Source organism: Rothia mucilaginosa ATCC 25296 (genome assembly GCF_000175615.1).
Lineage (GTDB): Bacteria > Actinomycetota > Actinomycetes > Actinomycetales > Micrococcaceae > Rothia > Rothia mucilaginosa.
In genome coordinates this window covers 116,495-129,512 of the sequence record NZ_ACVO01000005.1, presented here as the reverse complement: position 1 = coordinate 129,512, position 13,018 = coordinate 116,495, and the positions used below count along the sequence as shown (strand labels likewise).

Here is a 13,018-nt window from a genome sequence, read left to right as displayed (position 1 = left end):
AATTCCCCATAAACTGTTCAAATATGGGAAAGTTGAAATGACCCCATTTTTCCCCGCAACGTACGCGGGCTCGTGAGAGGTAAAAGAGATGTCCGAATCCAAGTGGAAAGTCATTGGCGCCAGCGGCTTCGTTGGTTCCTCCATCGTCGCGCGTCTGAACGCAGAAGGTATCAGCGTCGACCCCATTGAGGCACCTCGACTCGCAACCCGAGCCCTCGACGTAGACAGCATCATCGACGAAGCAGACCAGCTTGAAGGCATCATCGACTCCCTCGCAGAAGCCTTCGCAGGCGCGCAGGTCGTCGTCAACGCTGCGGGCCTCGCAGCGCCCAATATGCAGGATCTACCTCCGCTCGTCGGCGCAAACGCCCTGCTACCCGCAGTGATTGCAATCGCTGCACAGCGTACCGGTGTGCGCCGCGTCATCCACCTCTCCTCCGCAGCTGTGCAGGGCCCGCGCCTCGTGCTAGATGCTTCCGAAGAGACCAACCCGTTCAGCGCCTACTCCTTCTCCAAGGCACTCGGCGAAGAAGCGCTGCTCGACCTGCAGGACTACTTCCTCGAAGAGCACCCCGACTGCGCACCCGAACTGTGCATCCTGCGCGCAACCAGCGTGCAGGGCCGCGGCCGACGCACCACCGAACTCTTCGCCAAGATGGCATCCTCCCCCTTCGCATCCGTTGCGGGTGCAGGCACCGGCAAGTCCCCGGTTTCCAGCGTGCACGCCCTCGCAGAATTCGTGGTCATGCTCGGCACCTTCCCCGGCGAGCTACCCACCATCGTGCTGCAGCCCTGGGAAGGCGCAACCGTCGCCTCCGCATCCGTGGATGCTGGTCGCCGCCACCCGCACCGCCTGCCCGAGTGGCTCTGCCGCGCAGCCGTCAAGGCGGGCTACACCGTCTCCGAACTGATGAATGACAAGTTCGCAGGATCCGTGCGTAAGGTCGAGGTCATGTGGTTTGGCCAGGGCATCGACGACTCCTGGGCACGTGACAACAACCTTCTGCCCACCCCGCGCGTGCGTGAAGTACTGCGCAATGCCCACACCGCGCTGGGTAAGAAGAAGGACCACCGCTTCGAGAAGAACTAGGTAGCGCGCGTACTCTCCTAGAGGTGCACGGCCTGAAGCACACAGCCTAGTGGCGCGCCTCTAGAGGGCTCATAACGCAAGGGAACCCCCGATATATCTGAACGATATATCGGGGGTTCCCTATACGTTTTTATGCTCCGAGATTTATGCCCGAGCGCTATAACCCGCAGGGGTTTAGAGGTGATCCTCCGAGGCGTCTTTCTGCTCGGTCTTTGCCTCAGCTTCAGTCTTGGTAGCCTCAGTCTTAGCCTCTGCCAACTTAGCCTCATCCTTAGCGGCAGTCTCAATCTTCGACTCGCCAAAGACCAGCGCGCGAGCAGTATCAGCAGGAACCGGGTGGGTCTGGGGCTCATCCGCACGAACCGGCTTCGGAGTGTTGTCACGGTAGCCGCGCGAACGCTCCTGATCCACGCCAGTGCTGAAAGCAGAAGACAGAGCCGAAGTAGCGCCCAGCAGAGACGCAGCGACAGAACCGGCAACCGGCGCCGAAGCGCGACGAGCAGGCTCACCGCTCACAGTGTGGGTGCTGTCCCACTGCTCGTACGCCTCATCCAGGTCAGCCTGCTCATCCAGAGCACGCTCAGAAGGAGTCGACTCAGACGACGCAGAAGAAGCAGCCTCAGCTTCCTCAACCTTACGAGCCGCCTGCTCGTCAGCCTCCGCACGAGTCAGAATGGTCGGAACGACCTCGCGCAGCTCCTCCACAGAAATTGCGCCCTCACGAACCACCACGTAGGGGAAGGAGGTGCAATCCAGAATCGTGGACGGTGCCGGGTCACGCTCAGTCACCACAACCACGCCGTCCTCATTCGGCTCAGACTCAAGCGGCTTAGGACGAGCGCCACCGTCAATCACCACGGCAACGTCCTCGCCCAGGGAATCCATGGCGGTCTGTGCGTCCAGAGCGGCTTCCTGACCGGTCTTGTTCGCGCTCGACACCGCCAGCGGACCGTGCTCAGTCAGCAGCTTCAGGGCGAACTCATCATCGGGAACACGCACGGCAACAGTACCGCGAGTCTCGCCCAAATCCCAGCTCAGCGACGGGTACGCGTGAAGAATCATAGTCAGCGCGCCGGGCCAGAAGCGACCACCCAGATCGTAAATATCGTCCGGAACGTCGTCGACCACGCCAGCGAGCGCAGCAAGATCAAAGATCAGCACGGGCGGCGGCATGGTGCGGTCGCGGCCCTTATCTGCCAGCAGTTTGGCAACGCCCTGATGCGAGAAAGCATCGGCGGCAATACCGTAGACGGTATCGGTGGGCATCACAATCGTGTCGTGCGCCTTCAGCGCCTCGCGGGCAGCTTCGATGGCCTCGCGGGTCTCAGTTTCAGTCGTTACGGGGTACAGCTTTGCAGTCACGGGTCTTATTCTCTCATGTTTTTCTGGATGCGGCGAGACACCGGCACCCACAACGCGCCATGTGGAAGCACTCTTCCGGGGGTTCACCATATTTCACCGGCTCTGAGCTGGCTGAGGAGGCGGACGCGTTGCCTTCACGTAGCCCGGCACGGGCTAGGTGGTGCATCTACTAGTCTAAAGGCTCTAGTGGGCGCGGTTTATAACCGACGCTATGACGCGGACGATTATTCAGGTCACGCACCGGGTAGCAGCCCTCGAAACCGACACGCGCCAACAGCTCGGCGACGGCGTCTTCCTGGGTGTCGTCGTGCTCCATAATGAACAGGCCGCCGGGGATAAGAAGCTCGAAGGCGCGGGCGGCAATTGCGGAGGGCATCTGCATGCCGTCCTCTCCCCCGCCGTACAGTGCCATGTCCGGGTCGTGCAGGGCGGCTTCCGGGTCAGCGGGTACGTTCGCCGGCGGAATGTACGGAGGGTTCGAGAGCACCGCGTCGAAGGTTCCGGCAAGTTCGGGCAGGGCGGTGAGGGCATCCCCCTGAACCAGGTGCACGCCGAGCGGCTCCAGGTTCTTGCGGGTGTAGGGGATGGCGTCTTCGGAGAGTTCCACCGCGAACACCTGGGCGTTCGGCAGTTCGCTCTTGATTGCCGCGGCGATAGCCCCGGAGCCGGTGCACAGGTCGACGATGCGCAGCTGACCGGTTGCCGAATTGGTGCGTGGGGCCAGCACTTTGAGAGCTTCTTCGACGAGTAGCTCGGTCTCGGGGCGGGGTACGAACACGCCCGGTCCGACTGCCAGTTCTAGGCGGTAGAAGGGAGCGGAGCCGGTGATGTGCTGCAGCGGTTCGCGGCAGGCGCGGCGGGCGACCAGCGCCTCGTACTCTGCGACCTGTTCGGGGGTGAGCCGCTCCCCCATGAGCGCGGCGTGCTGTAGGCGTGAGCGTGAGCCGTCGTAGAGCAGGTGCGCTGCGAGTAGCTCGGCGTCGACGCGGGGGCTGGGCACCTGCGCCAGTGCCGCGGTGGCGCGCGCGAGTACCTGCGCGAGTTCTTCCCCGCGCGGGTCGTGCACATTCACCTTCATGAGCTCTCCTTACGCTCTCTCAACAGCTCAAAACCTGTCACAGCATATGGCTAAGGGGCTCCACCGCCGTAGCGGCGAGCCCCCTCACCAACATCTCATACCGTTTCAAAGAATCGGCACGGGCAAATACAGAATTACTTCTGTTCCTGGCCCACCTGAGCGAGGCGGTGCGCCTCGTCCATCTCAATAGCGGACTGAACCACAGGCTCCAGGTCACCATTCAGTACGGCATCCAGGTTGTACGCCTTGTAGCCGGTACGGTGATCCGCAATGCGGTTCTCCGGGAAGTTGTACGTACGGATACGCTCCGAACGGTCCATGGTACGCACCTGCGAAGCACGGTGTGCCGCGTTCTCAGCGTCAATCTGCTCCTGCTGGTGAGCCAGCAGTCGCGCACGCAGAACGCGCATCGCAGCTTCACGGTTCTGCAGCTGAGACTTCTCATTCTGCATCGCCACCACAATGCCGGTCGGCAGGTGGGTAATACGCACCGCCGAGTCGGTGGTGTTCACCGACTGACCACCGGGGCCCGAAGAACGGTACACGTCAATCTTCAGGTCATTCTGGTTAATCTCGATTTCTTCCGGCTCGTCCACTTCGGGGAACACCAGAACACCAGCGGCAGAAGTGTGGATACGGCCCTGAGACTCAGTCGCCGGAACACGCTGCACACGGTGCACGCCACCCTCATACTTCAGATGCGCCCACACGCCCTCAGCCGGCTCATTCGAGGAGCCCTTAATAGCAATCTGGGCGTCTTTGTAACCGCCAACATCGGTGCTGGTCGAAGAAATAATCTCAGTCTTCCAGCCCTTGTGCTCGGCGTAACGCATGTACATGCGCAGCAGGTCACCAGCGAACAGAGCCGCCTCGTCACCACCGGCACCAGCCTTCACCTCAAGAATGACGTTACGGCCATCATCCGGGTCACGCGGAATCAGCAGGCGGCGCAGCTTCTCCTGAGCAACCTCCAGCTCCTCCTCCAGACCGGGAATCTCCGCCGCGAAATCCGGATCCTCATCAGCCATCTCGCGAGCAGCCTCAAGGTCATCCTTCAGCGAAGTGTACTTGTTGTACGCAGTCACAATACCGGTCAGCTCCGCGTAGCGGCGGCCCACACGGCGTGCCTTACCCTGATTCGCCTGCACGGCGGGGTCAGCCAGCTGATTCTGCAGGTCAGCGTGCTCATCCAGCAGAACCTGAATAGATTCAAACATTCTGTTCTCTCTTCCATCTCCCGCACTTTACGCCGCACGGGCAGGCACTAGACATCTCACACCCCTCACAACGGGGATGCACAAAACGAACGGCTCACGCGCCCCACCCACAATGAGGAGGTGGGGCGCGTGAGATACGAGCCTTAGTCGACCAGACGCAGACCGTTCTTCTGAACCGTCAGAAGGAACTCCACGTTGCTTTCAGTCTTACGCAGCTGGTTGGTCAGAACACCCAGAGCCTGCTCGGGTTCCATACCCGCCAGGGCACGGCGCAGACCCCACATAATCTTAATCTCATCCGGGGAGAGCAGGTTCTCCTCGCGGCGAGTACCAGAAGCATTAATATCAACCGCCGGGAAGATACGCTTATCCGCCAGCTGACGGGACAGGCGCAGCTCCATGTTACCGGTGCCCTTGAACTCTTCGAAGATCACTTCGTCCATCTTCGAGCCGGTCTCAACCAGCGCGGTAGCCAGGATGGTCAGCGAGCCGCCCTCTTCAATGTTGCGGGCAGCGCCGAAGAACTTCTTCGGAGGGTACAGTGCGGCAGAATCCACACCACCAGACAGGATACGACCGGATGCGGGAGCCGCCAGGTTGTATGCGCGGCCCAGGCGGGTCATGGAGTCCAGCAGCACGACCACATCGTAGCCGAGCTCCACCATACGCTTCGCACGCTCAATAGCCAGCTCAGCAACAGTGGTGTGATCCTCAGCGGGACGGTCGAAGGTCGAGGCAATAACCTCACCCTTGACGGTGCGCTGCATATCGGTCACTTCTTCAGGACGCTCATCCACCAGAACCATCATCAGGTACACGTCCGGGTTGTTCACAGTAATCGCGTTCGCGATGGACTGCAGCATGAGGGTCTTACCCGCCTTCGGCGGGGACACAATCAGACCACGCTGACCCTTACCAATCGGGGACACCAGGTCAACCACGCGGGTGCCCAGCTTCTTCGGGGTGGTCTCCAGGCGCAGACGCTCCTTGGGGTACAGCGGGGTCAGCTTCGAGAACACGCGGCGGTTCGCTGCTTCCTCAACGCTCTGACCGTTAATCGCCTCAACCTGAACCAGGGCGTTGAAACGCTGGCGGTTGTTCGACTCACCCTCGCGCGGCACGCGAATCGCGCCGAGCACGTGGTCGCCCTTACGCAGGTTGTACTTCTTCACCTGAGCCAGGGAGACGTACACGTCATTGGTGCCGGGCAGGTAGCCGGTGGTACGCACGAAAGCGTAGTTATCAAGGATGTCCAGAACACCGGAAATCGGTGCCAACACATCGTCTTCGCTCAGACGAGGCTCGTTCTCCTCGCGGCGGCGAGCCTGCTTCTCAGCACGCTCAGCCTGGCGGTCACGCTTGGAACGGCGCTCAGTGCGCTCGGCACGCTCTGCGCGTTCTGCACGCTCAGCAGCCTTACGCTCGGCACGTTCGCTACGCTCAGCATTGCGCTCTGCACGCTCCGCCTGGCGGTCACGCTTGGAACGACGCTCAGTACGCTCACCCTCCTGGTCGCGGCGACGCTCACGGGTACGAGTACGCTTCGAGCTCTTCTCACCGTCAGGGGTGCCAAAAGTCATGTCCAGGGCAGCGTTCAGGCTGTCCAGGCTCGCGGTGCCGTCAGCGGTAGCAGCCTTCAGCTCAGCCGAGTTACCGGGCAGGTCAACCTGCTCCGAACGCTCACCAATACGCTCAGCAGCCAGCTCAGCACGCACATCCAGCGGGGGAAGCTCAGCGGGCTTCTCTTCCTTACGGGTGCGGGTGCGGCGGGTACGCTTCTCCGGCTTCTCGTTATTCTCAGTCTTCTCGGACTTCTCAGCCGATGCGTCCTCGCCCTCAGCGGCGCGGCGAGCGCGCGCACGCTTCTGAGCGGGAGTCTCATGGCGGGAAGAGCGGGTACGCTTCTCAGACTTTTCAGCCTTCTCAGCGCCCTCGGCGGGAGCCTCAGCAGCCTCCGTGTTTTCGGTCTTCTCAACCTTCTCCACCTTCGCCTCGGCATCCTTCTGGGCGCGAGTACGGCGGGTACGGCGAGGCTTAGACTCCTCAACCTTCTCAGCAGCGGGAGTCTCAGCCTTGGGCTCAGCAGGAGCGGCTACGGCGCCGCCACGCTGATGCTCCTCAAGAGCCTGAACCAGCTCAGCCTTCTTCAACTTCAAATAGCCGCGGATACCAAGCTGCTGGGCGAGGACACGCAGCTGCGCGACCTTCAAGTTTGCAAGTTCCGGTGCGGCAGCCGCCGTACCGTACTCATCGGTGACAACAATATTCTTTGCCAACTACAATTCCTTTGGTTATAAGCCCTGAAAATCTTCAGAATAAAGATCGGGCGGGCGCTATAGCGCGGTCAAAGGTTTAGACACTGCCGAAAGAAAACAGCAGTCTGCACCTTCGACTCCCTCGAACCGCGCTGGAGGCGGTTCGCGTCTCTTACCGTACCCGCTGATTCAGACACAGCGAGCACACACGGAAGATAAGGCGCTCTATCACAAATGTGGGCAAGCCCAAACCATCATCTATAGAACCATCTACACGAGATGAAGAGGATGGATTGGTCACTTTGAAAGGGCACCCGCCGCGAAACCGAACCCCCAGAAAAGTCTTCCCCTATGCGTCAGAAACAAAGAAAGACGTGGAATCCAAAGGCACTCCCCCGAACCCTGCCGGCTCCCGCCCAGATACAAAAGCACCTGAGGCATAAGGGGAAACGGAAGTACGTTACGAAGGATAGTATCGACGGTCTACATTGAACGACGGGCGAACCTCAACATAGGACGAACTAATAACGTCCTACTGAGTAACTATAACACCTTCAGTATCAATTTCAAGAGGAAGAACCCGCCAGTTCAGGCGACGATCCACAATAGCGCTACAGGGGTGAGTCGCCGCGAACTCGGCAATAGCCTCCTGCACCTGCTGCACCTGCTCGTCACCGTGCGCAAAGGTCAAAACAGTAGGGCCAGCGCCAGAAATCACCGCAGCAAAACCCTGACTGCGCAGGTACGCAACCAGCACAGCGGACGGCTCCATCGCGGTCACGCGGTACCCCTGATGCAGGTAATCCACGGTCGCATCCATAAGGTACTCGGGAGCATCAGAGAGAGTGCGCACCAGCAACGCCGCACGAGCGGAGTTCGCCACCGCCTCAACGTGGGGCATCTCCTCAGGAATCAGCGAACGAGCAAGCTTCGTCGACACCTCATAATCGGGCACAGCCACCACAGGGTGAACATCAGGATGCACCGGAATAATCAGGGTCTTCCAGTTACCCATCTCACCCCAAGACACCGACAGGTTGCCGTAAATCGCCGGAGCCACGTTATCCGGGTGGCCCTCCATATCGGAGGCGACCTGTAGCATCTGCTCACGGCTCAGACGGTGCTCCTCCGGCAGCAGACCGCTCGCCGCAGCCACACCCGCCACAATAGCCGACGCCGAAGAACCCATACCGCGAGAATGCGGAATCTTATTATCAGCAATCAGCTTCACCGGGGGCAGTTCATCCAAACCAGCCGCCGCGAAACCAGCCTTCATCGCCTGCAAAACCAGGTGGCTCTCATCGCGAGGAACATCCGCGCTACCCTCACCACTGAGCTCAAACTCCAGACCGGACTCAATACGCTCAACAACCAGCTCATCATAGAAGCCAAGACCCAAACCCATGCTGTCATAGCCGGGACCCAGGTTAGCGCTCGTAGCGGGAACGCGAACCTTAACGGACGCGCCCACCGGAATATCAGAAATATGCAGGGAAGACATGAGAAGAACCTCGCGATCGGTGACGTAATGAGTGAATAGGTGAAAGATACAAAAAGGGCTGTCATGCAGGTGCACCCCGCCCCGCAAACACGGGACGGAGTGCACAACGTAGTATGAATAGGCTAGTGCAAATCGAGAATATCTGCCACAGCAACCACGTCGAAGGGAGCCTTAGTCGGCTCAACCTTCACGCCGTTCACAGCCTCAAGAGCCCACTGCGGGTCCTTCAGACCGTGACCGGTCACGGTGATGACGATGGTCTTACCCTCGGGAGCTTCACCGGCGCGGTGCTTCTTCAGCAGACCCGCAACACCGGCAGCCGAAGCCGGCTCCACGAAGACACCCTCGCGGGAAGACAGCCAGCGGTGCGCCTCCAGAATCTCCTCATCGGTGACAGCCTCAATCACGCCGCCGGACTCGTCACGAGCAGCTTCAGCCTTCTCCCACGACGCGGGGTTACCGATACGGATCGCGGTCGCAATGGTCTCAGGAGCCTCAATCGGGTGACCAGCAACGATCGGTGCAGCACCAGCAGCCTGGAAGCCCCACATAATCGGACGCTTGGTCGCAACCGGCTCCAGCACCTTACCGTCACGGTTGGTGTAAGGCTCCGAGTACTCCTTGTAGCCCTTCCAGTACGCGGTGATGTTACCCGCGTTGCCAACCGGCAGCAGGTGGTAATCGGGAGCGTCACCCAGGGTGTCAACGACCTCGAACGAACCGGTCTTCTGGCCCTCAATACGGTAAGGGTTGACCGAGTTCACCAGGAACACCGGGTAGTTCTCGCTGAGCTTGCGAGCAATCTCCAGGCAGTTATCGAAGTTGCCGTCAATCTGAATGATGTCAGCACCGTGAGCAATCGCCTGAGACAGCTTACCCATAGAAATCTTGCCGTCCGGAACCAGCACTGCACAGCGCATACCAGCCTGCAGAGCGTACGCAGCAGCCGACGCGGAAGTGTTACCGGTCGAAGCACACACAACAGCCTTCGCACCGTCACGCTTAGCGGCGGTCATCGCGCTGGTCATACCGCGGTCCTTAAACGAACCGGTCGGGTTCATACCCTCAAACTTCAGGTAAACGGTGTTACCGGTCTCAGCAGACAGTGCCGGCGCGTGAATCAGCGGGGTACCGCCCTCGCCCAGGGTCACAGCCTTCACATCGTCTGCGAAGGGCAGACGGTCACGGTACTCATTGATAACGCCCTGCCACACGTGTGCCATTGGCTTCTCCTTCAATCTTGGCGCCCCGCCCGCCGGACCTCCCATAGGTCCGGCGCGGTAGCGGGTACGCGGGTTAGTTAGTGAGCGATGCACCCGCAAGCGAACATCGCACGTTTAGTGAGCGGCGCGTGCCGCACATAGATAATGCTTTTGAGCCTTAGTGCTTCTCGGACTCCACGCGGATGACCGAGTTCACCTCACGCACAGTGTCCAGAGCATCAATCACAGCAATCGCACGGCGCAGATCAGAATCCTTCGCCGAGTGAGTCACCATACGAATCTGAGCCGCACCCTCCTTCGGGGTGGACTGGCGCAGCGAATCCACCGAAATACCGTGCTCGGCAAGGATACGGGTAATATTCGCCAGAACGCCCAGACGGTCCTCCACCAGAACACCCACCGAGTAGCGAGAAATCACGTTGTCCAGGCTAGTTGCGTGCAACTGGGCGTGAGAAGTCTCCGGAACACCGGGACCGCCCAGCACCAGGCGACGAGCCAAAGACACAAAGTCACCCAGAACAGCCGAAGCAGTCGGAGCGCCACCCGCACCGGGACCGTAGAACATCAGCTCGCCAGCGTTCTCCGCCTCAACGAACACAGCGTTGAACGCACCGTGCACGCCCGCCAGCGGGTGCTGACGCGGAATCAGGGTCGGGTTCACACGAATGTTAGCGCCGTTCTCACCCTCACGCTCGCAAATAGCCAGCAGCTTGATGACGTAACCATCAGCATCTGCAGCCGCAACATCATCAGCGGTGATGGAGGTAATGCCTTCAGTGTGCACATCATCGATGGTGAAGTCAGAGTGGAACGCCAGCGAAGCAACAATCGCAGCCTTCGACGCGGCATCGTGGCCCTCAACGTCAGCGGTCGGGTCAGCCTCCGCGTAGCCGAGCTTCTGAGCCTCAGCTAGCGCGTCCGAGAAGGATGCGCCAGTGGTGTCCATCTGGTCAAGAATGTAGTTGGTGGTGCCGTTCATGATGCCCAGAACGCGGGTCACACGGTCACCAGCCAGGGAGTCACGCAGGGGGCGCAGAATCGGGATAGCACCCGCAACAGCAGCCTCGTAAGAGAGCTGAGCGCCAGACTCATCAGCGGCAGCCTGCAGCTCCACGCCGTGCTTAGCCAGCAGCGCCTTGTTACCGGAAACCACGGACTTACCAGCCTTCAGAGCACGCAGAATGCGGGTGCGAGCCGGCTCAATACCGCCGGTCAGCTCGATGACCACATCCGCCGCATCAATCAGGGATTCAGCGTCGGTGGTGTACAGCGAGGGGTCCGCATTCCAGTGGCGGGATGCATTAGTATCGCGCACAGCAATACCGATCAACTCCACGGGGGCGCCAATGCGCTTTTCAAGGACGGCGTTATCCTCGACCAGGATGCGAGCAGCCTGGGAACCGACATTACCGGCACCAAGCAGTGCTACTTTGATCTTTTCAGCCACGATAGTCTCTTTCTACGGTCTGTTCCGGGTTCGCCCCGGTATCTCTTCGGGCTACGGCGTGGATGCGGCGCAGAGCACGCACTCAACAACCACTTTATCAAGAGGCGGGGACGGCTCAGCAGCCTCAAGCTGCGACTTTTACTCTCTGAGATGAGGTATCCCTCACAGTTATGAGGTGAACCTTATCTTCTGCCATGTTGTGAACGCACAAAACCGTGAAGACCCCGCCCGCAACCGCCACCTCACGGCGTCCATTGCAGAAACGGGAACTTCACGGCTTTTCATGATGTCAGACAGGGCTCTTAGATATCCGAACCCATATCCAGCGCCAACATATCCTCCTCACGCTGACGGCGAATCATCACGCGAGAAGGCTTACCCTCAGCGGTCGCAATCACCGGCGGGCGAGTCAAGAAGTTATAGTTCGAACCCAGCACATAGCAGTACGCGCCGGTCGCCGGAACCGCCAGAATATCGCCAGCCTGCAGGTCAGCCGGCAGGTAGCAGTAACGAACCACCACATCGCCAGACTCGCAGTGCTTACCCACCACGCGAGAGAGCACCTGCTCCCCCGCCGGAGCACGATTCGCCAGGGTCACCGAATAATCCGATTCGTACAGCACCGGGCGGGCGTTATCGCTCATACCGCCGTCCACCGAAACGTAGCGGCGCACACGAATCTCGCCGTTCTCATCCTCAATGCTCACGTTCTTAATGGTGCCGACCGTGTACAGGGTCGCACCCGAAGGACCAGAAATGGAACGGCCCGGCTCAAACGACATATGCGGAATCGCCATGCCCAGGCGCTCGCAGGTCGCCGCGACGGAAGCGGCAATCGACTCGGTCACCTCGGTAATGGAGCGGGGGTGATCCGCCTCGGTGTAGCCGATGCCGTAGCCACCACCCAGGTCCAGCTCCGGCAGGGTCACGCCCAGGTCACGGTTGAGACGGTTCATGAACTCCAGGGCGGTAGTAGCCGCCTGCTCAAAGCCCTCCGCCTCAAAAATCTGCGAACCAATATGGCAGTGAATACCGCGGAAATCCAGGGAATCGGTCGCGTTCAAAATCGCGGCAGCCAGCGCCGCGTAAGAGTCGGTCGCCTCAACTCCCCAGTGCTCCATCTCTGCCTCTTCCAGACCGGCGAGCGCGGCGGTGCCGAGCTGCAGGGACATGCCGAATTTCTGATCCTCGTGTGCGGTCGCAATGGACTCGTGGGTCGAGGCGTGCACGCCGGGGGTGATGCGAATCAGCACCGGAACCGGAGCGTAGGGTTCCTCGCCCTCAGCCACACGCTCGGCGGCAAGCTCGGCGTACACGCGCTCAATGAGCTTGAGCTCGTCCACCGAGTCAGCCACCACGCGGCCCAGGCCGTTACGGATCGCGCGGGCAATCTCAGCCTCCGACTTGTTGTTACCGTGCAGGGCGATGTTCGCACCGGGCACCTGTGCGCGCAGAGCCAATGCCAACTCACCACCGGAGGCGGTATCCAGGCACAGGCCCTCCTCGGTCGCCCAGCGCGCCACGGCAGTGGACAGGAACGACTTACCGGCGTAGTAGACGCTTACCTTCGCACCGTGCGCGGCGAAAGCCTGCTCAAAAGCGGTGCGGTAGGCGCGGGCGCGGGTACGGAAGGTCGTCTCGGAGAAGACGTACTGCGGGGTTTCGTGCTCATCAACCAGGTCGCTGACGGTCACGCCATCAATGCAGAGCTCGCCCTGCTCATTGCGGGTGAAGGAGTCAGTCCAGATGGTGCGGGACAGGGCTTCGGGGTGCTCGGGGTAGGTGAGCCATTCGGGGGCGTAGAGGGTGCGGGCTTCGCTCATCGTGTCTCTTTCTTAGCTATCT

Annotated in this window: 9 protein-coding genes; 1 reads left to right on the top strand and 8 read right to left on the bottom strand. The window is 60.5% G+C overall.

Features of this window, described 5'->3' with window-relative positions; genetic code table 11:
• Window positions 1-88 precede the first annotated feature (88 nt).
• Complete coding sequence (locus ROTMU0001_RS01700; protein WP_005507796.1) at window positions 89-1,090, top strand: NAD-dependent epimerase/dehydratase family protein; 1,002 nt, start codon at window positions 89-91, stop codon at window positions 1,088-1,090.
• A 174-nt stretch (window positions 1,091-1,264) separates the two neighbouring features.
• On the opposite strand, the gene ROTMU0001_RS01695 is transcribed toward ROTMU0001_RS01700, so the two are convergent.
• The 8 genes from ROTMU0001_RS01695 to ROTMU0001_RS01660 all read right to left on the bottom strand — a co-directional run bounded on the left by ROTMU0001_RS01695 (window position 1,265) and on the right by ROTMU0001_RS01660 (window position 12,996).
• The gene (locus ROTMU0001_RS01695; protein WP_005507795.1) at window positions 1,265-2,452 is read right to left on the bottom strand and encodes an L-threonylcarbamoyladenylate synthase; all 1,188 of its coding nucleotides are present in this window, start codon (window positions 2,450-2,452) and stop codon (window positions 1,265-1,267) included.
• A gap of 169 nt (window positions 2,453-2,621) precedes the next feature.
• Window positions 2,622-3,530: a peptide chain release factor N(5)-glutamine methyltransferase gene (gene prmC, locus ROTMU0001_RS01690; RefSeq protein ID WP_005507794.1), complete on the bottom strand. Its 909-nt coding sequence runs from the start codon at window positions 3,528-3,530 to the stop codon at window positions 2,622-2,624.
• A gap of 134 nt (window positions 3,531-3,664) precedes the next feature.
• Window positions 3,665-4,747, bottom strand: a complete 1,083-nt coding sequence (prfA, locus tag ROTMU0001_RS01685) for a peptide chain release factor 1 (protein ID WP_005507792.1) — start codon at window positions 4,745-4,747, stop codon at window positions 3,665-3,667.
• A gap of 143 nt (window positions 4,748-4,890) precedes the next feature.
• Entirely contained in the window at window positions 4,891-7,023 is a 2,133-nt protein-coding gene (rho, locus tag ROTMU0001_RS01680; protein WP_005507790.1) for a transcription termination factor Rho, read from the bottom strand.
• A gap of 511 nt (window positions 7,024-7,534) precedes the next feature.
• Complete coding sequence (gene thrB, locus ROTMU0001_RS01675) at window positions 7,535-8,503, bottom strand: homoserine kinase (RefSeq protein ID WP_005507789.1); 969 nt, start codon at window positions 8,501-8,503, stop codon at window positions 7,535-7,537.
• A gap of 122 nt (window positions 8,504-8,625) precedes the next feature.
• Entirely contained in the window at window positions 8,626-9,726 is a 1,101-nt protein-coding gene (gene thrC, locus ROTMU0001_RS01670) for a threonine synthase (protein ID WP_005507788.1), read from the bottom strand.
• 157 nt (window positions 9,727-9,883) lie between these two features.
• On the bottom strand, window positions 9,884-11,173 hold the full coding sequence (locus tag ROTMU0001_RS01665; RefSeq protein WP_005507787.1) for a homoserine dehydrogenase: 1,290 nt from the start codon (window positions 11,171-11,173) through the stop codon (window positions 9,884-9,886).
• 302 nt (window positions 11,174-11,475) lie between these two features.
• The gene (locus ROTMU0001_RS01660; protein WP_005507786.1) at window positions 11,476-12,996 is read right to left on the bottom strand and encodes a diaminopimelate decarboxylase family protein; all 1,521 of its coding nucleotides are present in this window, start codon (window positions 12,994-12,996) and stop codon (window positions 11,476-11,478) included.
• Window positions 12,997-13,018: the final 22 nt, after the last annotated feature.

Excerpts from the sequence above, each read along its gene's own strand:
- ROTMU0001_RS01700 (WP_005507796.1), top strand. The coding sequence starts at position 89 with ATGTCCGAATCCAAGTGGAAAGTCATTGGCGCCAGCGGCTTCGTTGGT.
- prfA (WP_005507792.1), bottom strand. The coding sequence starts at position 4,747 with ATGTTTGAATCTATTCAGGTTCTGCTGGATGAGCACGCTGACCTGCAG.
- thrC (WP_005507788.1), bottom strand. The coding sequence starts at position 9,726 with ATGGCACACGTGTGGCAGGGCGTTATCAATGAGTACCGTGACCGTCTG.
- prmC (WP_005507794.1), bottom strand. The coding sequence starts at position 3,530 with ATGAAGGTGAATGTGCACGACCCGCGCGGGGAAGAACTCGCGCAGGTA.
- thrB (WP_005507789.1), bottom strand. The coding sequence starts at position 8,503 with ATGTCTTCCCTGCATATTTCTGATATTCCGGTGGGCGCGTCCGTTAAG.
- ROTMU0001_RS01660 (WP_005507786.1), bottom strand. The coding sequence starts at position 12,996 with ATGAGCGAAGCCCGCACCCTCTACGCCCCCGAATGGCTCACCTACCCC.